The organism is Aureimonas psammosilenae, assembly GCF_009176975.1.
In the GTDB taxonomy this organism is placed as follows: domain Bacteria; phylum Pseudomonadota; class Alphaproteobacteria; order Rhizobiales; family Rhizobiaceae; genus Plantimonas; species Plantimonas psammosilenae.
The window spans coordinates 57,711-80,007 of the sequence record NZ_WEZG01000014.1; the positions used below are offsets into that span (position 1 = coordinate 57,711).

Genomic DNA, 22,297 nt, shown 5'->3' on the forward strand with positions numbered 1-22,297 from the left:
CGGAACGCAGCCTCAAAGGCCGTGCTCGGCGAAGTACGCCTTCATCTCGTCACCGGCCGCCAACTCGCTCCTTGCGGCCGACCCCTTCAAGCGGCTTGCGGGCAGTGTGCCGGAAACGCGTGATGAACACCTCGTCGGCCGCAACACGGTAGAACAGGACGTAAGGATGGGGGGCCAGCACGACGCGCCGTGTGTTCGCCCGGCTGGTCGCCTGCGCGGCGTAGGGGTGATCTTGCACCAAGGCTGCGGCAGCAAGAATGCGCTTGCGTAAAGACGCTGCGCCTTGCGGAGAACGCTCGCCGACAAAGGACAGGGCGGCATCGATCTGGCGAAGCGCGGCGGCGCTGTATCGCAGTCTCAAAGGCGGTATTTCGAAAACACCGCTTCGACCTCGGCGTCCGTCGCGATCTCGCCGCGCTCAAGCTCGGCCTCCGCCTCGATCAAGTCGGCTTCCTCCTCAGGCGTCAGTTGATAAACCGCTCCGTCACGGGCGGCATAGGCCAGCACCATGCGGGCGATCTCGTCCTGCATTCCAGGCGAAAGAGCGCGGGCGGTTTGAACCGCCTGTTCAAGAAGTTCGGTCATGCCGTCATTATGCACGTCATTGATGCACGAAAGAAGCCAGGAGTAATCAGCGGTTTGGTTTTATGCGCAACCCTTGAGTTCCAGACCAGCATCTCACCGTTGCGATATGCTACCGTGCGCCCATGACTATGATGGCTCTTCTCATCTTCGCCGGTGCTTTGATCGCCGACTCTATAAGTCCAGGGCCAACCGTTGCCGCACTTATCGCTCGCGTCCTTTCGCGAGGGGTGCGAGGTGTCTTACCGTTCTTGGTCGCGATTTGGCTTGGTGAGGCTCTTTGGTTGAGTGCTGCTATTGCTGGCCTTGCAGCTCTAGCAGCAACATTCAGTCTGATTTTCGAAACCATTAAGTGGGTTGGCGTTCTATATCTGTTTTACCTCGCTTGGGATTTATTCACTAGCAAGCCGGAAATTGAATCAGGTAGTATTTCACTGAAAAGAAATGCTGTTACCACCTTCCTTTCGGGGCTTTCCGTTGCCATCGGCAACCCAAAGAACATGATTTTTTATCTGACCCTTTTACCGTCGATCATCGACATGCAGGGCGTGACGACGATGGGATGGCTTCAACTCGTCGCCACACTTCTTGTCACGTTGATCGCGATTGATCTTTCATGGGTGCTGCTCGCTTCCAAAGCGCGGCATGTCTTGAAAAATAGTCGTGCAGTTAAACGTATCAACCAAATCAGTGGGGGTGCGATGGCCTTAGCAGCAGCGGCCATCGCAGCACGATAATAGTTCCATAATGAAACTTATGCCACTTTTATAACCCGCTGTTCCAACACACCTTTTGTCCCCTTCATAACCCCGGCAACACCTTCCCCGGATTGAGCACGCCGTTCGGGTCGAGGACGGCCTTGATGGCGCGCATCACGTCGACGGCTTCCGTGCCGTGTTCGGCGACGAGGTATTTCGACTTGCCGTAGCCGACGCCGTGCTCGCCCGTGCAGGTGCCCCCGAACGCCAGGGTGCGCTCGATCAGGCGGGCGTTGAGGGCTTGCGCCTCGGCGAGTTCGGCCGGGTCGTCGGCGCGGATCAGGTAGCTCATGTGGAAGTTGCCGTCGCCGACATGGCCGACCGCGGCGTGGGGAAAGGACGCGCCGGCGGCGTCCGCGAGCGAGGCCTCGATGCATTCGGCCATGCGCGACACGGGCACGCAGGCATCCGTCGCCCAGACCGTCGCGCCGGGGCGCCGGGCCTGGATGGCGTAGTGAAATTCGTGTCGGGCGTGCCAAAGGCGCGAGCGGTCCTCGGGGCTCGTGGCGAAGCTCCAGCCCTCGCCGCCATTGCCAAGCGCCAGATCGCGCGCGGCCTCGCTCTGCTCTGTCATGGCGCTCGGACTGCCGGAAAACTCGAAGAACAAGGTCGGGCGCACCGCGAGATCGAGCCCGGAATGGGCGTTCACGGCCGCGATGGCGTTCGGGTCGAGAAACTCCATCCGCCCGACCGGAATGCCGCTTTGCACCACCTCGATGGCGGTCTGGATGGCGTCCGAGATCGCCGGAAAGGTGCAGATCGCCGCCGACACGGCTTCCGGCTGGCCATGAAGGCGCACGGTGACTTCGGTGATGATGCCGAGCGTGCCTTCCGAGCCGACGAACAACCGCGTCAGGTCGTAGCCGGCGGAGGATTTTCGCGCCCGCGAGGCGGTCTTCACCACGCGCCCGTCGGCCAGAACCACGGTGAGCGCCACGACATTCTCGCGCATCGTGCCGTAGCGCACGGCGGCCGTGCCCGAAGCGCGCGTCGCGGCCATGCCGCCGAGCGTGGCGTCGGCGCCCGGATCGATGGCAAAGAACAGGCCGGTGTCGCGAAGATGCGCGTTGAGTGCTTTGCGCGTCACGCCCGCCTGGACGGTGGCGTCGAGATCCTCGGCGTGAACGGCGAGAATGGTGTCCATGCGCCTCAAGTCCAGCGACACACCGCCGGACAGCGCCGACACATGCCCTTCCAGCGAGGTGCCCGCCCCGAAGGCGATGAGAGCCACGCGATGCTCGTTGCAAAGCGCCGCGATCGCGCTGACTTCGGCCGTCGACAACGGGTAGACGACCGCATCGGGCAGCGCGACCGGATGGTAGGACTCGCCCCGCCCGTGATGCTCGCGCTCGGATACGGAAGTCGAGCATCGGTCCCCGAGAAGATCGCGCAACCGCGCCACGAGTTCGGCGGTGCGTGGCGGGTTTGCGATAGGCTGAAGCATGACGGGCCTTGCATTCCGGTTCGATCCGGGCGCGTGAGTTCCCCGGATCGCTTGTTTCCAACAACTTAACCCATCGCGGCCCCGATGCCCATGCGACCGCCGCAGAGCCTATTTGGCAACTCGCCGGCTGAGGCCCGGCGAGGGATTCTTCGTTCCCGTGAGGCGCCAAACTTAAGTGATGCCGGCGGCATCGGCGGTCCGCAGGACGGGGACGGAAAAGACCCGGCGGGCTGACCCGGTCGGGTTGTCAAATAGGCTCTTAGAACCGGGGACAGAACCCAACGGGTCGGTCTGACGGGCCTTTCCGCCCCCGGACTCCGTTGCCGATGCTCGCCCATGCGCTGCATGGACTGCGCTCGGCGCCTTGCCAGGAACGAAAAGTCCTCATCAGCCCTCCTCCGCTAGGTTCTGTCCCCGGTTCTTAGCGCAACGAGACGGTTCCCGCCGCGATGTCGGGCTTGGCCGGAATGATGCGGTTGGCGGCATACCACCCGGCGATCCTGTCGATCTCAGCGATGTCGCCCTCGCCGACGGGCGTCGTCGGCACGGCGTTGTGCGCGCCGACCGCGGGCCCGAGCGCGGCGGGAAGGCCCATTTCCTTGGCCCAGATCGCGCCCGCTTCCTCCCTGTTGGCCACTCCCCACGCGTTGTCGGACTTCAAGACGTCGAACACGGCTTGCAGCGTGTCGCGATGCTTGTCGGCGAAGTCTCGGCTTGCGACCAGCACCACCGCGTTGTCGGAGCCGATCGCCGCGCCGTCCGCGATCACGCGGCCGCCATAGGTGACTTGCGCGATCTCGAGGAACGGGTCCCAGGTCGCCCAGGCATCCACGTGGTTCTGCACGAAGCTCGGCCCGCTGTCGCTGGGGCTCAGGTAAACGCGCTCGACGCTGCCCACATCCACACCCGCCGTTTCCAACCCCCGCACCAGGAGATATTCGCCCGTGCCGCCGCGATTCACCACGACCTTGCGGCCCTTCAGATCCCGCAACGAGGCGATGCCGGATTCGGGTTTTGCCACGATGCCTTCGGAGGCGGGCGCCATCTTCTGGTAGCCGAAGATGGCGAGGGGCACGCGGGCGGCGAGCGCCGCGACGGCCGAGGTCGAGCTTCCCGCGGTGATGTCGATCGCGCCCGCGTTCAGCGCCTCGAAGGCGGGCGCGGCGGCGGGAAACGGCCCGGACCATTCCACCGTGACGCCTTTTTCTGCGAGCGCCTTTTCGAGCGAGCCCCGCGCCTTGGCGAGCGTGATGTCGTTCGGCCCGCGCAGCCAGCCGATCCGCACGGTTTCCGCCGCGCTTGCCTGCGGCAGAGCCGTGCCGAGCCCGATAAAAGCGGCTGTGAGGCCCGCCAGGATGTGCCGTCGCGAAGTCATGTCGGTGTTTCCCCCTCGAAGATGTTTGTTTCGCCGACGCCGAGTTCGGCGAGGAGCTCGGCTTCGAGGCTGGCCAGCCTCGGATCGGTTCGGCGTCTTGGATGATCGACCCCGACAGACACGTCGCGGCGAAAGCGCCCACCCTCCAGCACGAGGATGCGGGTCGCCAGCGCCAACGCTTCCCCGACATCGTGGGTGACGAGGAGAACCGCCGGGCGGTGCCGCCGGCAGAGTTCCCGCACCAGCGCCTGCATGCGAAGCCGCGTCAGCGCGTCGAGCGAGGCGAAAGGCTCGTCCAGAAGCAGAAGCTGCGGTTCGCGCACGAGCGCTCTCGCCAGCGCCGCCCGCTGCGCTTCGCCGCCCGACAAGCGCAGCGGCCAGGCTCCCGCGCGGTGCGACAGGCCGACATCGGCGAGCGCCGCCGCCGCCGCGCCGTTTTCGCGCGCACCGGGTACACCCAGTGCGACATTATCGATCACGCTTTTCCACGGCATCAGCCGGGGTTCCTGAAACACCACGGCGCGCCGTTCGGGCAGCGTCATCCCCTCGCCGGTGATCGGATCGAGCCCCGCCAAGGCCCGAAGCAGCGTCGATTTGCCGGACCCCGAGCGCCCGAGCAGCGCCACGAACTCGCCGGGCTGGATGGAAAGGTCGATCCGGTCGAGAACCGGCGCGTCCCCATTGAAGCGCCGCGTCAATCCCCGGATCGCGACAACCGCGCTCATCGCGACACCTCAGGACGCCAGCGCAGGGCATAAGCCTCGATGCCGCGCACCAGGGCGTCGGTCGCAAGGCCCATCGCCGCGTAAACGAGAAGGCAGACCACGATCACGTCGGTCTGGAGGAAATCGCGGGCATAGGTGATGATCGCGCCGATGCCGCTCGACGCGTTGATCTGCTCGGCGACCACGAGGCTCAGCCACGCGACGCTGAGGCCATAGCGCACGCCCACCAAGAGCGAGGGCAGCGCGCCGGGCAGCACCACGTGTCGCACGAGCGACAGCGTCCCGAGCGAGAGCGTCCGCCCCGCTTCCACCAGCCGCGCATCGACGCCGCGAATGCCGCCATGCAGCGTCAGATAGATCGGAAACACCGAGCCGAAGGCCACCATGCCGATCTTGGGCGCTTCGCCGATGCCGAACCACAGAATGAAAAGCGGCAGGAGGCCGAGGAACGGCATGGCCTTCAACATCTGGATCGGCGGGTCCACCACGCTCTCGCCAAGGCGCGACAGGCCCGCCACCAGCGCCAGCGCGACCCCGACCACCAGCGCCACCGAAAAGCCCGCCGCCACGCGCCCGAAAGACACGAGAAGCCCCGGCAGAAGCGTGCCCCCCGCGACCAGATCCACCGCCGTTCCCGCGATCGTCGCCGGCGAGGCCAGGATAAAGGGCGACAGAAGGCCGGACGCGCTCGCCCCCTGCCAAAGGGCGAGGATGGCGAGCGGCGACACGAGGCGCGAGAGCGAGCCAAAGCGGCGCGCGCGTTTGGCACCGGCTGACGGTGCGGTCTCCCTTCCCGCTCCGGCGGGCGGGTTCTTCGCGACGCCGATCCGGCTCATGCGCTCCCCTGCCCGGCATTCGGGTCGCGGTCGAACAAAGTCGACCAGGTGAACTGCTTGGCGACGGGCGCGGCGCGCTCCACGTCGAGGCGCGGCAGAACCAGTTCGCCGAAGCGCCAGGCTTCTTCCAGAAGCGGCATCCCGGACAGGATGAAGGTTTCCACCCCGACCGCCCGATAGGCTTCCAGCGTGCGGATCACCGTGTCGGGCGAGCCGACGATGGCCGTGCCGGGGCCAGGCCGCACGAGGCCGATGCCGGCCCAAAGGTTCGGCGCGATTTCCAGATCGCGAAGGTTTGCCGGCTTCACCCCGCCATGCATGGCGCTCATGCGCTGTTGCCCGACGGAATCGGTGCCCGACGTGAAGCGCCCGTTGGCCGCGATCGCCGCCGCATCCATTTCGGCGTAGAGATCGGCCGCCGCCGCCCAGGCTTCCGCGTCGGTGCGCCGGACGATCACGTACAAGCGGATGCCGTAGGAAAGCTCGCGCCCATGGGCGGCCGCCGCGCGTTTCACGGTTTCGACCTTCTCGCCCATCTGCGCCGGCGTTTCGCCCCAGGAGAGATACGTGTCGACCTGCCGCGCGGCAACTTCGATCGCGGCATCCGACGACCCGCCGAACCAGAGCGGCGGCGGCGCGATGCTGGAGCCCGCCGGCAGGGCGAGCTTCGCGTCCACGGTCTGGAAATAGCGGCCGTCATACGTCACGGTTTCGCCGGCCATCAAGCGGTGCCAGATCCGCAGATATTCTTCGGCCATGGCATAGCGCTCGTCGTGCGGCAACGCCATGCCGTAAGCGCCGAGCATCTTGGCATCGCCCGACACGACGTTGAGAAGAAGGCGGCCGCCGGAAAATTCCTGAAACGTCGCCGCCATCTTGGCCAGAAGCGTCGGGGCGACGAGGCCGGGATGAAAGGCCAGCAGGAACTTCATGCGATTCGCATAGGGCAGAAGCGCCCCGGCCAGCGCCCAGACATCGTGCGCGCCGGTGGCGAACAGCGCGCCCGTATAGCCGAGGTGATCGTAGGCCTGGGCGAGCTGGCGGTAATAGCCGTAGTCCACCGCGCGCGAGCCCTCGCGCTTCCACGGATAAGCGCCGTCGGGCGCACACATATACCAAAGAACGTTCAACCTGCCCCCTCGCCCGTCCGCGCGATCCGCACCGGGGCGGACAAAACGCCGTGCCGTAACAGCGTGTCCGCTTCCTCGTTCTGCTCGGCATGGATCGCGGCGCTCGGCCGTTCGATCCGCCAGTCGCGCCCCGCGACGACGCGCGTCCAGGCGCGCCGTTCCGCCTCTCCCTTGCCTTCGCTCAAGTAGGCCGCCGCGCGCCTGGGATCGGCGGCGATCGCCTCGCCGAGGCGCTGCAAGCCGTGGAGAAAGGCGGCACGCTCCTCGCCGTCCAGTTCCCGCCCTTTCAGCGTCCAGAACAGCGAACGGTTGGCGATGCCGGAGCCGCGCGGGCCAAGCATGCGATGTTGCCCGTCGCCGAGCGCTTCTTCCAGATGCGGAGCCATCGCCACCCAGGCAGCGACCTCCCCGGACGCCAAAGCCTGCCGCGAAGCGTCGGGAGACAGGTCGCGCCGGATCACGTCTCCCAACCCCAAGCCCGCCCCTTCCAGGCTGCGGGCGAGAAGAAAGGTCAGGAACGAGCCGTCCACCAGCGCCACCGCCCGCCCTTTCAGATCGGCGACATCGCGGACCGGCCCATTCGCGCGGGTGAGGATCGCGCCATTGGCGGGCCGGGGCGCGGATGCCGCGAGATAGGCGACAGCGTGCCCCGCCTCGGCCGCCAGGATCGGCGGCGTCGAGCCGGTGCCCCCCGCATCGATCTCGCCTCGTGCCAGAAGCGCCGCCGTGTCCCGCCCTTCGGGATAGAACACGAAGCGCGCGCCGAGATCCGCGAAGGCTCCGGGCCAGCGGGCCGCCAGCGTCAGATGCAGGTTGTTCGGGTGAGTGCCTATCCGCAAACCGCCTCGCCTCGCCCGATTATCCACTCGTCGTATGGACAGATATATCCACCGCGCCCGGTCGGTGAAAGAACGCACACCGCGTCGATCCGCCCTCTCCTGGAATAAATTTGCACCGCCCTCACCCGCCATCCAGCGCCCGCAGCATCGGCTCCACGGTGAAGCGCCCCGCTTTCGCGCGCTCCGTCAGGTCGCGCAGGTAACCGCCCGGCGAGCGGATGCGGGACGCGCGTTGGAGAATGCAGGCAACGACGATGGAAGCCTGCACCCCGCCCATCGCGTCCTCGGCGGCCTTCCAGGCGGGCTGCGAGATGCCGAGAAAGCCGCGCACGAGTTGCGCCACCCGTTGCAGGGCTCCCCAATCGTGAATGCCGTCCTTGGCATAGTCGGCAATGTCCGGGCAGAGCCTCAGCACGGTGCCGAGATCGGCCCCCGGTTGGCGCCGCCCCTGCCCTTCGATGTCGGGCTCAGCCGGTTCCGCCTTTTTTCCAAGTCTGTGGCCGATTGATTCAAGATTGGGTTCTTCGTTTGAATTCTCATGGTGACGCTCGGTTTCGCGCTCATTGGCGCTCATTTCCTGTTCCGATAGTGCGGAAAGATATGCGTTTTCCACTTCAGCGCAGAGGCGCGTCAGGTCCGCTTCGATCGCGGTCAGATCGGCCAGCTCCGCGCGGCGGGATGGGACCATCGTGGCGAGGCGCGCGGCGAAGTTTTCGAACGGGCCGGCGCGGCTCTCGGTCAGCGCCGCCTCGATCACCTTGGCGATGTCGCGGCGAAGAAGCGAGATTGCCGAGCGCAGACGCGCGGCGGCGCGGAAGCGGCGGCGTTCCTCCTCCGCCGCCTCGAAGACCTCGCCCGCCTTGACCGCCACTGGCGAGAGATCGAAGCCGAAGACCTCCTCCGCTTCGCCATCCATGCCGGGACGGCGAAAGCGCTTGCCGTTCGGGCTGTCGCGGCGAAGCACGAGGCCGGCGTCCACCAGCGCCGCCAGATGCCGGCGCAGCGTCGCAGCCGCCATGCCGCGCGAGCGCAGCGACAATTCGCGATTGGAGGGAAACACCACGACGGCCCGAGCGCCGTCGACGCTTTTGCCGGGATGGAAGGACAGAAGCGCTTCCAGAACGCCGATGGTGCGGTCCGACAGGCCGAAGCGCGCCCGCGCTTCCGTGAGCGCCCGCAGGAACTGCCATTTGTCGGCGAGCGCCATGTCGTTGCCGCCGCCGCCCTCCCCGTTCATCTGGTCGCGCGCCGCCGCATCCTGGCGCGCGCGCAAGGTCATTTCCGCCAGCATCGGGGCAGCCGAAAGCGGCCGCGCGCCGAAAGGCGAACTCCATTGTCGTCCGGTCATGGGTCACACGCCGAATCGAGGCAAAGCGGAGGCGTTTCCGGAACGGACCGGACTCTTGACTTCGAGTCCCGGAAATGATTCTCTTGGATTGCTACATCTTGAGAGGCTTCCGGGCGGTGACGTTCTGGGGGCCTTTTTCTTTTCCTCGATATCGCTCCTTTGCGGGCTGGTTGCGGGTCGGTTCATCCGGCGGGCTTATGTTGCCCGTCTCGGAATGAGTGATGTCGTGTCAGCCGTCCTTGTTTCGCGCCAGAAAGGCGGCGTAGAGGGCGGGCAACTCGGCGGCGACGTAATCGGCGAAATCCTTCGCCGCGATCTCGATGGTGACGGCCTTGGTCGAGCGACGCAGCGCAGCGATGCGCGCGCCCCCCTCCCCCGTCAGGGTTTCGCTTCCCCCCCGCGTTTTTTGCGAAGTGCGCGTCAGCCGGGCGAGCAGCATGGCGAAGCGCTCGTCGCTCGCCGCTTGCCCAAAACTCGGACGCGTGATCTCGTCCTGCGCCTTTTCATGCCCCGCTTCCGTCGCGATGAGTTCGGCAAGCGCCATCCAGCGCAGGCGGCCCGCTTTCGGCGCGGGGCCGATGGCGGCGGCGAAGTGGCTGGGGATCGCCTCGGCGACCTGAAGAAGCCGCGTCAGTTCGGCCTTGTGCAGCGCCAGCGAGGCCTGCACCGTGCGCCGCTCGAAGCCGCGCGCGATCAGCGCCTTGGCGAACATCGCCCGCTCGATGAAGGACAGGTCGCGCCGCTCGGAATTTTCCTTGCCTTGCGCGATCACCAGTTCCTCGTCGCTCAAGGGGCGCACCACGGCGCGCACCTTGCGACCCAGCGCGGCGAGCGCGGCGATGCGGCGATGGCCATAAGCCGTCTGGTAGCGGCCGCTCGCGGCCTTGGCGGCATCGGGGTGCGGGCGGAGGAGCACCGGCACTTCCTGTCCGCCTTCCGCGATGGAGGCCTTCAGCGCCTCGAAGCTCTCGTCGCCGTCCCCTGCCCGCGACAGCCGGTCCGACAGAAAGGCCGGTTCGATCAGCGCCGGGTCGATTTCCACGACATGGGCGCCCTTGGCGAGGCTTTCGCGCAAGGCACGCGCTTCCTCCGCGCCGCCGCGCAAATTGCCGAGCGCGAGGCCCATCGCCTTCACCGCGCCGGAAGTGGCGCGTTCCGGTCGTGGCTCGGGCGCCGGCTGCAACCCCTCGATGCTCTTGATTTCCGGGGCGCGTTCGTCCTCCGCCTTCGGGCCGGTGCTTGACAGAAGGGCGCGAAGCTCGTCCTTGCGTTTGCTCACGAATCAACCCTCCTTCTTGGTTCCGTCCGCCGCATTGAAAGCGACGGGGCCCAGGCGGGGATAGATTTTCCGCAAGCCCCGCTCATGCGCTCCGCCCCCAGGCTTCGATGACGAGCGCTTCGATCTCGCCGTTGACAGCGGTCAACGCTTCCATGGCGCGGTCGTAGGTGAGGCGAGAGAAGTTCTCGCGAGCGACCTCGTAGAGCGTCTGCTTGGTGAGGCCGGCATCCGAGATCGCGGTGGACTTCACCATCGGATGGGTGAGGACGCGGTCGCCGAACTGGGCGCGCAGAAATCCGGCGATCTGCGCCTGCGGCCCGTCATGGGGCTCGTAGCGCGTCACGAGATAGCGCAGGAAGTCGAAATTCAGCGTGCCGCCGGCCTCCCGCACCACGGACAAAAGGTCCGAGGTCATGAACAGGAACTGGCTCATGGAGGCGACATCCAGCATCTGCGGATGCACCGTCACCACCACGGAGGTCGCCGCGCAAAGCGCGCCGAGCGTCAGGAAGCCAAGCTGCGGCGGGCAGTCGAGCACCACGACGTCGTAGTTCTCGGCAACGGAGGCGATCGCCTCCTGCACGCGCGCGAAAAAGGGCGTGCCGTCCCCGGCCCCTTCGGCGAGCTGGCGCGGCGTCGTGTGCTCGAACTCCTGAAGCTCCAGATTGCCGGGCACGAGATCGAGCCCGTGAAAATAGGTCGGCCGGATCACCGCCGACATCGGCACGCGGTTCTCGTCGTAGCGGATCGCGCCGTAAAGCGTGTCGTTGCCGGTGAGATCCAGTTCCGGTTGATAGCCGAGCAGCGCGGAAAAGGAGGCCTGCGGATCGAGATCCAGCGCCAGCGTGCGATAGCCCTTCAAGGCGAGGTGCTGCGCCAGATGCGCCGCCGTCGTGGTCTTGCCGGAGCCGCCTTTGAAGTTGGTAACGGCGATGACCTGCAAGTGCTCGCCCGCCGCCTCGTCGCGCCATTTCAAGTATGTCCGCGCCTTGGCGCTGCCCGGCTCGTGCTGGCCGGCGAGGTGCTGGCGCAAAGCCGCGATATCGGCCAGCGTATAGGAGCGGCGGCCCCCTGCCCCGATTTCCGGTTGCGGCCCCTCGCCCGAGATGGAAAGCTGGCGCAGATACCCGTCCGACACGCCGATGAGCTTCGCCGCTTCGCCAGAGGTGAAAGAGCGCAGGCTCTTCGAGGCGGTCGGCGGAAACAGCCGCGTGCGCATGGCCGAGAGCTGGCTCGACAAGAGCTTCGCATCCTCGGCGATCTGTTCGTCGGCGGTTCGCGGCCGCCTGTCTCGTTTCGCTTCAGCCTTCACGCTGCCCGTCCTCGTCATTCGTCCGCGCTTGCCGCGCGCCACGATCCGCGTCTACGATTCGTGACTTGCGCCGGTCTCACGCGGGTTACGCGAGAAGGCAAAACTGCGGCCCTTAAGCGTAACTTTAACGAGTTAGCGACTCTTATCCGATTCGAGTCAAGGGGCAGCCAGTGATTCATCCAATGCCGGTCGTTGACAGGTGTCAACGCAGGCTGCGAGAGCGTGGGGAGCGCTGCGAAAAGCGCTTGATCGCGCCCGAACATGAGGTCGCCCGCCGTTATGAAACGAGCCGTTCTCCTCCTTGCTTTGCTCATGTCGGCCGCACCGGCACAAGCCGACCCCGCCCACGAAACCGGCTTCGCGGCGGCTCTGCGCGGCTGCGAAGCCTGGGCGCTCCAACCGGCGAGCTGGAACGACGGACCGGGCCCGTTCCTTGCCGCCATCGGCCTCGGCAACCGGGTGACGAGCTTGGCGAAGGTTCCGCCCTCCGCTCTGCCGCCGCCCGAGTTGCGGCGCGGTCTCAAGCATTGGAAGGTGCCGGTCTCACCGAAGGCCGGCTTCGTGTTGACCGTGTCCGACGCCCTTCCGATCTGCCACGTCGTCGGCCAGGGCGAGGGCGACTTCGCGTCGTCGATCGAGGCGGTCATCGCTTCCCCGGAATTTGCGGCGCGCTGGGAAAAGCTGGAGGACCTTCCCTCACCCTCCGGCGTGTCCTCGACCTCCTTTCGCTCGCGCGAGGAGCCGAAGTTCACGCTCACCCTGTCGCGCCGGCTCGACGTGCCGCCGGAAACGCGCGCCGTGAAGGTGATCGCGACGGCAATCTACGATCCGGGTTCCTGAGACGCTCGATGTCGCCGCCTTCCGCTAGGTTAGCCAAGTAGCGATTCATCGGATGACACGGCGTTTCGTTCCGGCCCATGATCGAAGCAGCGCGCGGAACGTCGCCTTCGGCGGAACGCCAATCCACAGCATTCCATGGCCTCGCCGGACCGAGGCCTCATTTCGATGGTTCGATACGGCCAAGCGAGGGGAGATGATGGATGCACGATCCCGATTTTCAAACAGAAGCGTGGATGACGCTGGTCGAACTCAGGCTCGCGGCGCGCGAAGCAGCCGGGGCCGCAAAATCGCAAACGCGCCTGACCTCCGATCTCGCGGCACGGGCGGCGGAAATCCTGGAAGACTTTCTCAACCGCGACAAGCTGGAGCAGGTCGAACCGGTGCCCGAGCCGGACATGAGCAATGTCCACGTCCTGCGGCGGCGATCCTTCTGAACAAACGAAAAAGGCGCGCCTCGCTCCCGAGACGCGCCCTCCGAAATCTAGGAAATGCCGATCAGTCGTGATCGGGGAACTCCGCCTTCAGATCGGTGTTCGGCGCATTGGTCAACGAATCTTTGGTCATGCCGTCGATCGACACGCGCATCTCGTTGCCTTCCATCCGCATCTGAAGGGCGTCGAAGTTCACCAGAACGTTCTTCTCGCCCACACCGAGAAAGCCGCCGACCTCGATCACGGCGGCCGCGACGCGACCGTCGCTGTTGACCACAAGATCCTCGATCTCGCCGATCTTTTCGTTGTTCGCGCCGTAGACGTCGAAACCCTCGATGTCGCTCGCCAGATGGCTCATCGCCATCTGTCCGGCGGCGGGCGCCTGCACGGTGTAGAAGGGACCGCCGGCGGCGGCTGTCGCGGGCGCGGCGGTCGTGGTGCCGGGCGCGGTGGTCTGCGTCGGCGCGGCGCCGGGCGTCACCGTCGTCTGCTGCGCGAAAGCGGCGGGCGCCGCGAAAACGGTGGCGAGGCAGGCGGCGAGAATGCGGGTCTTCATGAGAACTCCTGGAACAAGGGTCGGTGACGCCAGCGGCGCCGTTGTCGGCTGAGTAAGGGCGGGACCGGGGGGAGGGTTCCAAATGTCGCACCCGCTTTTTCGCGACGGCCTCCTTTGACGAGGACTCCAAAGGGAAAGATCGGGCGGGATCGGCGTTGAAGCGGCATGACCACCGAGCCGGGCGGCAACGCCGCGTCCCTTCTGATTGCCGAATGGCCCTTTCCGAGCGCCGCCGCGCTCGGCTCGGCTGTGCGCGCCAAGGGCATCGAACAGGAAATCCGCGCGCGTTTGTCCTGGCCTTCCCGCCCGTTCCTCACTGTGGCGCAGGGCACGATCCGCTTCGCCGTCCCGGACGGCGACGAAGAGCGGTTCGTGGCGGGCCGCGACGCGGTGGAAGGCGCGCTTCAAGGGATCGAGGCCCTTCCCATGTTGCCGCGGGAAGTCGACGACATCCTGGCGATCGCGCCGCGTGAGCGGCTGAAATGGACCAAGGACGGCCGCCTGCAAAGCGCCGGCACCAGAACCGTGAAACTGCGCGGCCGCAAAAAGGCCGTCACCTTCCACGTCTTCGATCCGCGCCATATCGAGGATCTCGCCGACCGCGACCAGCCCGCCATCTGGCGCGAGGAGGACCGGGAGGCTGCGGTTGAGAACCGCCGCCGCGCCAGCGCCCGCGCCGCTGAAACCAGAGCCGGCAGGGGCGCGAAAAAAACCGCTCGCCCGGCACGGGAGAAGAACGAGCCCGCATCGAAGCCGAGGCTCGACGGCTGGGATGCCTTCGCGCTGGACGGCCTCCTGCGGTGAGCGGAGGCATCTGTGGTTCGCGCGTGACGCCGATCCGTCATCCGTGGCACGATCGGCCGCGATGAGGTTTTCGCTTCGCCAGTTTTTCCGCCGCCCGAAGCCCCTGGAGCCTGCCATGCCCTCGGCGGAAGAACGCGCTGCCTTCGCCAACCTGATCGCGCCCTTGCCGCCTGAACCCCGCGCCTTCTTCGCGGAGGCATTCTCCGGCGACGAGCCGTTGCCGCGAACGCCCGCCGACCTGTTCGCCCGGCTTGTCCATCTGGCGTCGAGCGCCGGCATCGCCGAAGGGCGCGGCGGTTATCCGGGCGGGCGCGGCAAGCCGGGCTGGACCGAATACGACAACCTCCAGCGCCGGCATGTCGCGATGTTCCACGCCTTGGTGCAGGTCTTCGGCCCGCCCTCGGCCGCGCTTGTCGAAATCTTCTGCGCTTATGAGCGAAGCCACCCGCCCCCGGTTCGCCGCATGGGCGATGGCTACGAGCCGCATGTGGACGAGGTGGCGGGGCGGCTGATCTATTCCCTGCCGGTGGATTCCGGCTTCTTCAGCACGTCCTTTTCATTTCCGATCACGGCGCGCGATCTGGACCGCCTTCTCGCCGGCCCTTACCGCCGCGCGGTTCTGGAAGTCGCCGCCCATGTCGTGCTGCAACGCTCCATGGTCCGGGGCAGCGCGGAAGTGACGGGAGAGGATTTCGCCCGCATGGTGGAAGCGACCCTCCATTCCGAGCCCGCCGAGCTTCGGCGCTTCCTTGCCGCCGTCGATCCGAGCGGTCGACAAAGCATCGAGCATTTCGCGCGCGAAGCGATGGAGCGGCGGGCGGCAAAAGCGAATTAACCTTAACGAAACGCCACGCACCCGCCGCCGCGCGCAGGCAGAACCAGAAGCGCGCCCGAGCGATAGAGATCGGCGACATAGCCGGGCTCAGTGCCGACGAAGCGCCCCGAGCGGCCATCCCAGTCCAGAATGGCGACGCCGGGCGGCAGCGGAAAGGAGCCGACCGGTCCGGCGAAGAGAACGAGAACCGCGTCGGCCTTTTCGGTGGCAGCCAAGATCGCGGCATTGGCCAGCATCCAACCGCCGGCGATGAGGCTCGCGATGCCAAGCACCCGCGCCGCGCCTTTGATGCGGCGCTCAATAATCGAAGACATGCTCCACCGTCACGCCGCTCCCCGCCGCCGCGCGCAAAATATCCGACAAGGCGGCGACCTTGAGGAGCACCAGCACCCGCCGCGTCCCGCCTTCCCGCGCATCAAAAGAGTATACCGCCCGGACGCCATCGGAGAGGGGAGGCGGGGAGGGCGGCTGCAGGGTGGACAGCATGATGTCGTCATTGCCGGCGATCTCCACCACGGTCGCGCCCGCATCGGCGAGGGTCTTCAGGATCGCGGTGAAGGCGGCGTAGCGGTCGGTTTCGATCACCGTGCCTTTCTCGCTTTCCGCCACCACCGCGACGCCCGGAATGGCGGCCAGCGCGTCAGTGGACAGGCCACGCACGACGCTGCGAATGCGCAACTGGTCCTGGCCGGTCGCCGCGACGGCGCTTTCGATCGCCCCGGCATAGAACTGCTTGGCGCTCCATTCGCCGCCGAGCGCCAGCCGGCGCTCCCACGAGCGGAGCCCGCCCGTCACCGGCGCTGTCCAAAGCCGGTCCGACCATTCCGCGAAGGGAAACTTGTACCACGGCGTCTGGTGGAGAAAGGCGCCATATTGCCGGGCCATTTCGGCCGCGACTTGATCCTGCGGCACCTTTTCCGGTCCCCGCACCAAGGTCGCGAGCCGCCCGAGCGTGTTTTCGTAGAGCGCCTTCAGCCCCAACTCGAGGTCGAAGCTCGTGCCGATCGTGTAGATCATCTGCCGCGTCGCCCCGTCGGCCCCGCCATGCGCGTCGGCCTCGCGGTTGAGGGCGCAGTAGGAGGACCAGAAGGACGCCATCGCGCGGAGGTAGCCGAAATCGTGCTCGTCGCCGCGCTCCAGCACCTTTGCCAAATCCTCGTAGGCATAGACCATGTGCCATTCGGGATAGGTGAGAAAGGTGCGTGCTTCCGGCCTTTGCCACGCGGCGTCCGTGATGATCGGTTGGTAAGCCTCCCCCGCCGACTCGCCCCGGCAGGCGGTCTCGACAATGGCGATCGGCGCGCCGACGAGGCCGAGCACTGCCAGAAGAAGAAGGCCGAGGCCGGTGGCGAATTTCCAGCGGCGCTTCACGCCGCGAACCCGCGCCGCTTGTCGAGAAGGGCTGCGGCGAGCGCGACGCCGCCGAGCGTGATGTGCGGCAGGTTGGCGAGGATCTTGAAGCCGAAGGGCAGGTCCTGGAAGCCGTAGTTCAGGATGCCGAGATCGAGATACCCCGAGCCCGTCGCGAGGCCGAGCAGACCATCGGCGAGGTAGAGGGTGCCGAAGAGGAGGAGGAACGAGCGCGCCGCGCGATGCGACAGGAGCCCGGCCGTCAGCGCCCAAAGGGCGGAGGCGAGGTGAAGAAGATCGTCATAGATGTCGAGCGCGAAGATGCCGAAGGCGCGGCCTTCCGCATCCGTCAGGCCGGGCACGTAGTTGAGGCTCGCCGCCCCGAGGAGCGCGGCGGCATAGGCGAAACACAGAAGGCGAAGCTTCGTCACGTGGCGGCGTCCTCGGCAAGGTAACGGTCCCAGAACGGGGAGCGGAAGGTGAGGGCGGGATCGACGCTGCGCTTGAAGGCAGCGAAACGGGCGTGGTCGGGATAAGCGCGGCGGAACTGGTCCGGCGTCGCGTGGGGGCGGTAGGGCAGGTAATAGGTGCCCCCCAGCGCCAGCACCCGCTCGATCAACTCGCGCGTCATGCGGTCCATGTCCTGTTCGGCTCGAAGGCTCATTTCCTGCGAAAACAGCATCACCGCCGCGATGCGCGGCCCGGTCGCGTAGCGCAGCAGGCTGTCGGGATCGTCGGCGACGAAGCGCAGCGTGATGTTGAGAAGGTCCTGATAAGAGGAGGGGATCACCTCGCGGCAGGCGGCCACGAAATCGGCGAAGCGCTCCGGGGGCACGAAATATTCGTGGAGGATGTCGGTGCGCGACGGATCGCCGTCGTCGAGCGTCGCCACCGGCTCGTTGAGAAGGCTGTTGCGCGTCGCCCCGCCGTAGAGCTTGGGCGCGACGCGTGTCTCGATCCCCCAGCGCAGCGATTTCACGGCGTCCGAGCCGACCTGCTCACGAAACACGTAACGCGAGGCGCGGCTGAGAAAGCCCGAGCCGACCGCTTCCGGTAGGGTGCCTTCCTCCGAGGCCGGGCGATAGGACACGAGAAGCGCTTCTTCGAAGAAGGAGGACAGCGTCACGTCGAGCCGGCCATAGGCCATGCGGACGACGGGGTCCTTCGCCGCCTCGATGAAGCGGGTGCCGAACTCCGCCGCCGGCATCGTCTCGAAGCGCGGCTGGAGCAGCATGTTGCGCGTCATCGCGACATCGAGGTCGAGGATCACGCCGGTCAGGCCATAGCCGCCCATCGTGGCGCGGAAGAGATCGGCTTCGCGCTCGCGCGAGCATTCCACCACCTCGCCGGAGGCGGTCAAAAGACGCAGCGAGCGAACGGTGGAGCCGAAGGGGCCGTGGGCGACCGGCCAGCCATGGGCGTTGACGCAAAAGGTGCTGGCCACGCCGAAATCGTTGTTGGACTGCATCACGGTCGGCGACCAGCCGGCGGCGTCGAGGCGGCGGATCACCTCGATCCAGCGCGCCCCCGCCGGCACGCGGTAGAGTTCGTTCGCGGTGTCGATCTCGGCCGCGTTCTGGTGGAGCGTGACTGCAGTGCCCTCATGAGCCAAGCTCTGCGCGCCCATGGAATGGCGCGCGGCGCTGGCGATGAAGGGCCGTCCGGCGCTCTTGGCGTCGCCGAGTTCCCGGCGAAGCGCGGCGAGCGCCGCGTCGCCCGAATCCGATACGGTGACGTGCCGCGCGACCTTCACGGGGCTGAGACCGCTGGCGTCGTTCAGGATGTCGGGGCCGGGGGGAGGGGCGTCGGGCGGGCGGCCGAAGACCGCCGGTTCCGCCCCGAGCCCGACGACGAGGCCGGCGCCCAGAACCGCGCCGCCGCCGACGAGAAGGGTGCGGCGGGTGAGCGCTCTGGTGCCCTTGCTCATGGGCGGCACCGCATGGGCTTCGACGCCCTCGCGTGTTTTCCGGGCAAGCCTTCGATCATCCGCTCCCCCTTCCCGACGCGCGCTCACCGAGCCGGCGCCAGCGCTGCGCCGCCGATCGGAAAGCCGGTCCTTGCCCACCTGAAGACCTGCCAAGGGGTTCCATGGAACTCGGCCCCGAGTCAACCGGCGCGGGCCGCCGAAGCCACGCCCGAAAGGGGCGTTCGCGCAAGGCGTTTGGGGAAGGGGAGGGGCGTCCGGCCGTCACTTCGCCGGCTTATCGTCGCCCAATATCTTGCGCCGCGCCGCCGCCTTGCGGAAGGCGCGATCCGTGCGGGCGTGCTTGTCGCGCTCGGCCTGCAACCGCGCCGCCTTCAGCCGGGCGGTCTTCTCCTCCACCGTCTCGGCCTTCCCGCCGTCGGCCCTCTCGTCGCCGCTCACGCTTTCCAGTCTCCATTTTCAAAGAGTCGGCATAAGGCCGACCGTTTCGCGCGCGGAACACCCGCAACGCCGGCGATCAGCGCACGAGTTCGACCGTCACCTTGCTGGCGGCGGCGATGTCCTTCCAGGCGCGGTCAGTGGTCAGCACGGGTGCGGCGAGATGGCGGGCAAGACCCAGGCAGAAGCGGTCGCCAAGAGACAAGCCCGCCGTTCTGGTGAGGGATCGAAGACGTGCCGCTTCCTCGGCGATCCGCTGATCCACGGCCACCACCACCATGTCGAGTTCGGCGAGATCGGCGATCGCCTCCTCGGCATCCAGCCCCCGGTCCACGAGCTTGGCGAGGACTTCCGAATAGTTGACCACCGAGATGCTCGCTTCACCAAGATGGGCTGCGACCTTATCCGCGCCCGGTTCGGAAAAAAGCAGGCACAGGACGGCGGACGCATCCAGGACGACCGGCATTCGCGTCAGTTTTCTTCCGCTTCGCGGCGGCGGTCGGCGATCAGCTCGTCCGACACGTGGCCGCTTTCCGGTGCATAAGCGCGCAGCTTTTCCTGAAGGCGCTTCATGGCGGAGCGCGCGGGGCGAATGCGAACCTCCTCGCCATGGAGTTCCATCAGAACCGTATCGCCCTTGGCGATGCCCATGGACTTGCGGAAGGCGGCGGGAAGGATCACCCGTCCCCCTTCGACGATCTTGCCCTTGGTCGCAACCATGGTGCACTTCTCCGACCGGACGATGCCTTCACGCGGGAACCATTCCCGTGCCGGAGGGGCAGAATGGCATTTCCGATGCAGATTGGGAAGACAAGCCACCTACCGGGCGGCCAGTTCAAGGCGCGATGTCGGTATCCGATCCGTCCGCCAGCACCGCCTGGAGAAGGCCGGGGAAGCGGGCTTCGATGTCGCCGCGTCGAAGCTCGTTCATGTGGGCGGGGCCGTCGGTGCGGGTTCGGACGAGCCCGGCGTCGCGCAGCACGCGGAAATGGTGAGACATCGAGGATTTCGGGCGCCCGCCATCGAGCGCCGAGCAGGTCGCTTCGCCGTCGCGCGCCAGTTGCCGCACGACACAGAGGCGAACGGGGTCGCTGAGGGCGTAGAGCACCGCGGTCAGCGCGATGTCTTCGATCGGGGGGTGACGTATCGTGCGCACAGGCCAAACTAGCACGGGCTTGTCGCCGGCTCAATGTTCGACTATTTTCGAACTATCGAATAAAGCCGGCCATCCCCGCCGGCCCAATCCGGGAATTCTTTCATGTCCTCTTTGTTCACGCCGTTCCGCCTGAAAGATGCGGAATTGCGAAACCGCATCGTGGTGTCGCCGATGTGTCAGTATTCGGCCGAGAACGGCCTCATCAACGACTGGCACCGCGTGCATCTCGCCGGTCTTGCCCGCGGCGGCGCGGCGCTCGTCATCGCGGAAGCCACCGCCGTTTCGCCGGAAGGTCGCATCACCCCCGGCTGCGCCGGCATTTGGAACGACGAGCAGGGAGAAGCGTGGCGCGGCGCGGTCGCGGCCATCAAGGCGGCAGGCGCGGTGCCCGGCATCCAGATCGCCCATGCCGGCCGCAAGGCCAGCGCCAACCGCCCTTGGGAAGGCGACGACCACATCGCCGCCGATGACCCGCGCGGCTGGGACACGATCGCGCCCTCCGCCATCGCGTTCGGCGGCGGCTTGTCCAAGGTGCCGAAGGCGATGGATACGGCGGAGATCGACCGGGTGAAGGCCGACTTCGTGGCCGCCGCCCGGCGCGCTCGCGACGCCGGTTTCGAATGGCTGGAACTCCATTTCGCCCACGGCTATCTGGCGCAGAGCTTCTTTTCCACCTGGTCGAACAAGCGCGAGGACGCTTATGGCGGCTCGTTCGATGGCCGGGCGCGCTTCCTCCTCGAAACGCTGGCGGCGGTGCGCGAGGTCTGGCCGGAAAACCTGCCGCTGACGGCGCGCTTCGGCGTCACCGAGTTCGACGGATCGGACGATCTCGAGGAAGGCATCGAGATGGTGCGGCGGTTCAAAGCCGGCGGGCTCGACTTCATCGATGTCAGCATCGGCTTCTCGACGCAAAGCGCCAACATCCCTTGGGGACCGAACTTCATGGCGCCGATCGCCGCGCGCGTTCGCCGCGAAACCGGCCTGCCGGTGACCACGAGCTGGTTCATCAGCGACCCGGCCGGCGCGAACGCGCTGGTGGCGGAAGAGAAGGTCGACCTCGTGTCGCTCGGCCGCCCGCTTCTCGCCGACCCGCACTGGCCCTACAAGGCGGCGATCGAGCTTGGCGTCGACAAGGCTGCCTGGACGCTTCCCGCCCCTTATGCCCACTGGCTGGAGCGTTACCGCGCCGCTTGAGGTCGATTCCGTTCGGCTGCCGCGAAAATGCGGCGGCCGATGCCGTCAGATGCGCTGGCCATCTTCGCGGAAAAGGTGGCTTTGCGACGGGTCAAAGCTGAGCGGAATGGTTTCGCCGGAGCGGATCGGCTGCTGGCCGTCGAGAAGCACCGTGGTGGTCTCGCCGGTGTCGGTCTTCGTATAAACCACCGTCGAGCCGCCGAGATGTTCCACGAGCTGCACATGGGCCTGGCCGAGACCTTTGTGGCCTTCGCCGGGGCGAAGGTGCTCGGGGCGCACGCCGAAGACGAGGTCCTCGTCGTTCCGCGCTTCCACCGGATGGTCGAGCGTCAGCTTCAGGCCCGACACGTCGATGGTTCGCCGCGACGGATCGCCTTCCGCCACGCGTGCCCTCAGAAAATTCATCTTCGGGGAGCCGATGAAGCCGGCGACGAAGCGGTTGGCGGGGCGGTTGTAGAGATCGAGCGGACGCCCGACCTGCATGATGCGGCCTTCCTTCAACACCACGATCTTATCGGCCATGGTCATGGCTTCCACCTGATCGTGGGTGACGTAGATCATCGTGTTGCCGAGCGTCTGGTGGAGGTCGGCGATCTCGACGCGCATCTGGACGCGAAGCTCGGCGTCGAGATTGGACAACGGCTCGTCGAACAGGAAGATTTTCGGCTCGCGCACGATGGCGCGGCCGATGGCGACGCGCTGGCGCTGGCCGCCGGACAAGGCCTTCGGCTTGCGCTGGAGAAGCGGTCCGATCTGGAGGACGTCGGCGGCCTTTTGAACGCGCGCGGCGATTTCGGGCTTCTTGTAGCCCGCCGTTTCCAGCCCGAAGGCGAGGTTCTTGTAGACGCTCATATGCGGATAAAGCGCGTAGGACTGGAACACCATGGCGATGCCGCGTTTCGAGGCCGGCACCTCGTTCATGCGCTCGCCGTCGATGCGAAGCTCGCCGTCGGTGATGTCCTCCAGCCCCGCGATCATGCGCAGAAGCGTGGACTTGCCGCAGCCCGACGGGCCGACGAAGACCGTGAACTCGCCCGGATCGATCTGGAGATCGAGGCCGTGGATGACGTCGAAGCCGCCGAAGCTCTTCTTCACGCGGTCGAGGGTGATGCTGGTCGCCATTGTCGATCCTCCCTTGCCG

27 protein-coding genes are annotated in these 22,297 nt (G+C 66.7%); 6 read left to right on the forward strand and 21 right to left on the reverse strand.

Annotation, left to right across the window (positions count from 1 at the left end):
- Nucleotides 1-49: 49 nt before the first annotated feature.
- Complete coding sequence (locus F9929_RS20105; RefSeq protein WP_152048336.1) at nt 50-361, reverse strand: type II toxin-antitoxin system RelE/ParE family toxin; 312 nt, start codon at nt 359-361, stop codon at nt 50-52.
- On the reverse strand, nt 358-585 hold the full coding sequence (locus F9929_RS20110) for a hypothetical protein (RefSeq protein ID WP_152048337.1): 228 nt from the start codon (nt 583-585) through the stop codon (nt 358-360). Before F9929_RS20110 ends, F9929_RS20105 begins: the two co-directional genes overlap by 4 nt.
- 122 nt (nt 586-707) lie before the next feature.
- On the opposite strand from F9929_RS20110, the gene F9929_RS20115 reads away from it, so the two are divergent.
- Nucleotides 708-1,319 (forward strand): LysE family translocator, encoded by a 612-nt coding sequence (locus F9929_RS20115; RefSeq protein ID WP_152048338.1) that lies wholly within the window; start codon nt 708-710, stop codon nt 1,317-1,319.
- 64 nt (nt 1,320-1,383) lie between these two features.
- Here F9929_RS20115 and F9929_RS20120 read toward each other — a convergent pair whose 3' ends face one another.
- From F9929_RS20120 to repA, 9 genes are all read right to left on the reverse strand, one after another.
- Entirely contained in the window at nt 1,384-2,784 is a 1,401-nt protein-coding gene (locus F9929_RS20120) for an FAD-binding oxidoreductase (RefSeq protein ID WP_152048339.1), read from the reverse strand.
- Nucleotides 2,785-3,205: 421 nt separating this feature from the next.
- Entirely contained in the window at nt 3,206-4,159 is a 954-nt protein-coding gene (locus F9929_RS20125; protein WP_152048340.1) for an ABC transporter substrate-binding protein, read from the reverse strand.
- The gene (locus F9929_RS20130) at nt 4,156-4,884 is read right to left on the reverse strand and encodes an ABC transporter ATP-binding protein (protein ID WP_152048341.1); all 729 of its coding nucleotides are present in this window, start codon (nt 4,882-4,884) and stop codon (nt 4,156-4,158) included. Before F9929_RS20130 ends, F9929_RS20125 begins: the two co-directional genes overlap by 4 nt.
- Nucleotides 4,881-5,720: an ABC transporter permease gene (locus F9929_RS20135; RefSeq protein ID WP_152048342.1), complete on the reverse strand. Its 840-nt coding sequence runs from the start codon at nt 5,718-5,720 to the stop codon at nt 4,881-4,883. Before F9929_RS20135 ends, F9929_RS20130 begins: the two co-directional genes overlap by 4 nt.
- Entirely contained in the window at nt 5,717-6,850 is a 1,134-nt protein-coding gene (locus F9929_RS20140) for an LLM class flavin-dependent oxidoreductase (protein WP_152048343.1), read from the reverse strand. The genes F9929_RS20135 and F9929_RS20140 overlap by 4 nt, the downstream gene beginning before the upstream one ends.
- Nucleotides 6,847-7,689, reverse strand: coding sequence for an ABC transporter substrate-binding protein (locus F9929_RS20145; RefSeq protein WP_152048344.1), 843 nt, complete (start codon nt 7,687-7,689; stop codon nt 6,847-6,849). The genes F9929_RS20140 and F9929_RS20145 overlap by 4 nt, the downstream gene beginning before the upstream one ends.
- Nucleotides 7,690-7,810: 121 nt before the next feature.
- A complete protein-coding gene (gene repC, locus F9929_RS20150) occupies nt 7,811-9,037 on the reverse strand; it encodes a plasmid replication protein RepC (protein WP_152048345.1) in 1,227 nt (408 codons plus the stop codon).
- Between the two features lie 229 nt (nt 9,038-9,266).
- The gene (repB, locus tag F9929_RS20155) at nt 9,267-10,316 is read right to left on the reverse strand and encodes a plasmid partitioning protein RepB (RefSeq protein ID WP_152048346.1); all 1,050 of its coding nucleotides are present in this window, start codon (nt 10,314-10,316) and stop codon (nt 9,267-9,269) included.
- 82 nt (nt 10,317-10,398) lie between these two features.
- On the reverse strand, nt 10,399-11,646 hold the full coding sequence (gene repA, locus F9929_RS20160; protein WP_152048347.1) for a plasmid partitioning protein RepA: 1,248 nt from the start codon (nt 11,644-11,646) through the stop codon (nt 10,399-10,401).
- A 261-nt stretch (nt 11,647-11,907) separates the two neighbouring features.
- On the opposite strand from repA, the gene F9929_RS20165 reads away from it, so the two are divergent.
- Both F9929_RS20165 and F9929_RS20170 read left to right on the forward strand, forming a co-directional pair.
- The gene (locus tag F9929_RS20165) at nt 11,908-12,468 is read left to right on the forward strand and encodes a hypothetical protein (RefSeq protein ID WP_152048348.1); all 561 of its coding nucleotides are present in this window, start codon (nt 11,908-11,910) and stop codon (nt 12,466-12,468) included.
- A gap of 200 nt (nt 12,469-12,668) precedes the next feature.
- Nucleotides 12,669-12,902 (forward strand): hypothetical protein, encoded by a 234-nt coding sequence (locus F9929_RS20170; protein ID WP_152048349.1) that lies wholly within the window; start codon nt 12,669-12,671, stop codon nt 12,900-12,902.
- Between the two features lie 61 nt (nt 12,903-12,963).
- Here the strand turns inward: F9929_RS20170 and F9929_RS24165 are convergent, their stop codons facing one another.
- Nucleotides 12,964-13,455 (reverse strand): PRC-barrel domain-containing protein, encoded by a 492-nt coding sequence (locus F9929_RS24165; RefSeq protein ID WP_193227846.1) that lies wholly within the window; start codon nt 13,453-13,455, stop codon nt 12,964-12,966.
- Between the two features lie 165 nt (nt 13,456-13,620).
- On the opposite strand from F9929_RS24165, the gene F9929_RS20180 reads away from it, so the two are divergent.
- On the forward strand, nt 13,621-14,259 hold the full coding sequence (locus F9929_RS20180) for a hypothetical protein (protein WP_152048350.1): 639 nt from the start codon (nt 13,621-13,623) through the stop codon (nt 14,257-14,259).
- Between the two features lie 115 nt (nt 14,260-14,374).
- Entirely contained in the window at nt 14,375-15,094 is a 720-nt protein-coding gene (locus F9929_RS24330) for a hypothetical protein (RefSeq protein ID WP_210251367.1), read from the forward strand.
- A gap of 2 nt (nt 15,095-15,096) precedes the next feature.
- Here the strand turns inward: F9929_RS24330 and F9929_RS20190 are convergent, their stop codons facing one another.
- From F9929_RS20190 to F9929_RS20220, 8 genes are all read right to left on the reverse strand, one after another.
- Complete coding sequence (locus tag F9929_RS20190) at nt 15,097-15,408, reverse strand: hypothetical protein (protein ID WP_235919464.1); 312 nt, start codon at nt 15,406-15,408, stop codon at nt 15,097-15,099.
- Nucleotides 15,392-16,465, reverse strand: coding sequence for a hypothetical protein (locus F9929_RS20195; RefSeq protein WP_152048351.1), 1,074 nt, complete (start codon nt 16,463-16,465; stop codon nt 15,392-15,394). The genes F9929_RS20190 and F9929_RS20195 overlap by 17 nt, the downstream gene beginning before the upstream one ends.
- Nucleotides 16,462-16,875, reverse strand: coding sequence for a DUF4383 domain-containing protein (locus tag F9929_RS20200; RefSeq protein WP_152048352.1), 414 nt, complete (start codon nt 16,873-16,875; stop codon nt 16,462-16,464). The genes F9929_RS20195 and F9929_RS20200 overlap by 4 nt, the downstream gene beginning before the upstream one ends.
- Nucleotides 16,872-18,371 carry an FAD-binding oxidoreductase gene (locus F9929_RS20205; protein ID WP_152048353.1) on the reverse strand — a complete coding sequence of 500 codons (1,500 nt, stop codon included), beginning with the start codon at nt 18,369-18,371 and terminating at the stop codon, nt 16,872-16,874. The genes F9929_RS20200 and F9929_RS20205 overlap by 4 nt, the downstream gene beginning before the upstream one ends.
- Nucleotides 18,372-18,632: 261 nt before the next feature.
- Nucleotides 18,633-18,809 (reverse strand): hypothetical protein, encoded by a 177-nt coding sequence (locus tag F9929_RS24170; RefSeq protein WP_193227847.1) that lies wholly within the window; start codon nt 18,807-18,809, stop codon nt 18,633-18,635.
- Between the two features lie 76 nt (nt 18,810-18,885).
- Nucleotides 18,886-19,272, reverse strand: coding sequence for a type II toxin-antitoxin system VapC family toxin (locus tag F9929_RS20210; RefSeq protein ID WP_152048354.1), 387 nt, complete (start codon nt 19,270-19,272; stop codon nt 18,886-18,888).
- Between the two features lie 5 nt (nt 19,273-19,277).
- Nucleotides 19,278-19,526: an AbrB/MazE/SpoVT family DNA-binding domain-containing protein gene (locus F9929_RS20215; RefSeq protein ID WP_152048355.1), complete on the reverse strand. Its 249-nt coding sequence runs from the start codon at nt 19,524-19,526 to the stop codon at nt 19,278-19,280.
- A gap of 115 nt (nt 19,527-19,641) precedes the next feature.
- Entirely contained in the window at nt 19,642-19,977 is a 336-nt protein-coding gene (locus F9929_RS20220) for an ArsR/SmtB family transcription factor (protein ID WP_235919466.1), read from the reverse strand.
- An 87-nt stretch (nt 19,978-20,064) separates the two neighbouring features.
- Between F9929_RS20220 and F9929_RS20225 the strand changes: the two genes are divergently transcribed.
- Nucleotides 20,065-21,156: an NADH:flavin oxidoreductase/NADH oxidase gene (locus F9929_RS20225; RefSeq protein WP_152048356.1), complete on the forward strand. Its 1,092-nt coding sequence runs from the start codon at nt 20,065-20,067 to the stop codon at nt 21,154-21,156.
- Nucleotides 21,157-21,201: 45 nt separating this feature from the next.
- On the opposite strand, the gene F9929_RS20230 is transcribed toward F9929_RS20225, so the two are convergent.
- Nucleotides 21,202-22,278, reverse strand: a complete 1,077-nt coding sequence (locus F9929_RS20230) for an ABC transporter ATP-binding protein (RefSeq protein WP_152048357.1) — start codon at nt 22,276-22,278, stop codon at nt 21,202-21,204.
- Between the last annotated feature and the right edge of the window lie 19 nt (nt 22,279-22,297).

Coding starts and splice junctions, on each gene's coding strand:
- F9929_RS20110 (WP_152048337.1), bottom strand. CDS start 585: ATGACCGAACTTCTTGAACAGGCGGTTCAAACCGCCCGCGCTCTTTCG.
- F9929_RS20115 (WP_152048338.1), top strand. CDS start 708: ATGACTATGATGGCTCTTCTCATCTTCGCCGGTGCTTTGATCGCCGAC.
- F9929_RS20120 (WP_152048339.1), bottom strand. CDS start 2,784: ATGCTTCAGCCTATCGCAAACCCGCCACGCACCGCCGAACTCGTGGCG.
- F9929_RS20125 (WP_152048340.1), bottom strand. CDS start 4,159: ATGACTTCGCGACGGCACATCCTGGCGGGCCTCACAGCCGCTTTTATC.
- F9929_RS20130 (WP_152048341.1), bottom strand. CDS start 4,884: ATGAGCGCGGTTGTCGCGATCCGGGGATTGACGCGGCGCTTCAATGGG.
- F9929_RS20135 (WP_152048342.1), bottom strand. CDS start 5,720: ATGAGCCGGATCGGCGTCGCGAAGAACCCGCCCGCCGGAGCGGGAAGG.
- repC (WP_152048345.1), bottom strand. CDS start 9,037: ATGACCGGACGACAATGGAGTTCGCCTTTCGGCGCGCGGCCGCTTTCG.
- repA (WP_152048347.1), bottom strand. CDS start 11,646: ATGACGAGGACGGGCAGCGTGAAGGCTGAAGCGAAACGAGACAGGCGG.
- F9929_RS20165 (WP_152048348.1), top strand. CDS start 11,908: ATGAAACGAGCCGTTCTCCTCCTTGCTTTGCTCATGTCGGCCGCACCG.
- F9929_RS20170 (WP_152048349.1), top strand. CDS start 12,669: ATGCACGATCCCGATTTTCAAACAGAAGCGTGGATGACGCTGGTCGAA.
- F9929_RS24165 (WP_193227846.1), bottom strand. CDS start 13,455: ATGAAGACCCGCATTCTCGCCGCCTGCCTCGCCACCGTTTTCGCGGCG.
- F9929_RS20180 (WP_152048350.1), top strand. CDS start 13,621: ATGACCACCGAGCCGGGCGGCAACGCCGCGTCCCTTCTGATTGCCGAA.
- F9929_RS24330 (WP_210251367.1), top strand. CDS start 14,375: ATGCCCTCGGCGGAAGAACGCGCTGCCTTCGCCAACCTGATCGCGCCC.
- F9929_RS20190 (WP_235919464.1), bottom strand. CDS start 15,408: ATGTCTTCGATTATTGAGCGCCGCATCAAAGGCGCGGCGCGGGTGCTT.
- F9929_RS20205 (WP_152048353.1), bottom strand. CDS start 18,371: ATGAGCAAGGGCACCAGAGCGCTCACCCGCCGCACCCTTCTCGTCGGC.
- F9929_RS20210 (WP_152048354.1), bottom strand. CDS start 19,272: ATGCCGGTCGTCCTGGATGCGTCCGCCGTCCTGTGCCTGCTTTTTTCC.
- F9929_RS20215 (WP_152048355.1), bottom strand. CDS start 19,526: ATGGTTGCGACCAAGGGCAAGATCGTCGAAGGGGGACGGGTGATCCTT.
- F9929_RS20225 (WP_152048356.1), top strand. CDS start 20,065: ATGTCCTCTTTGTTCACGCCGTTCCGCCTGAAAGATGCGGAATTGCGA.
- F9929_RS20230 (WP_152048357.1), bottom strand. CDS start 22,278: ATGGCGACCAGCATCACCCTCGACCGCGTGAAGAAGAGCTTCGGCGGC.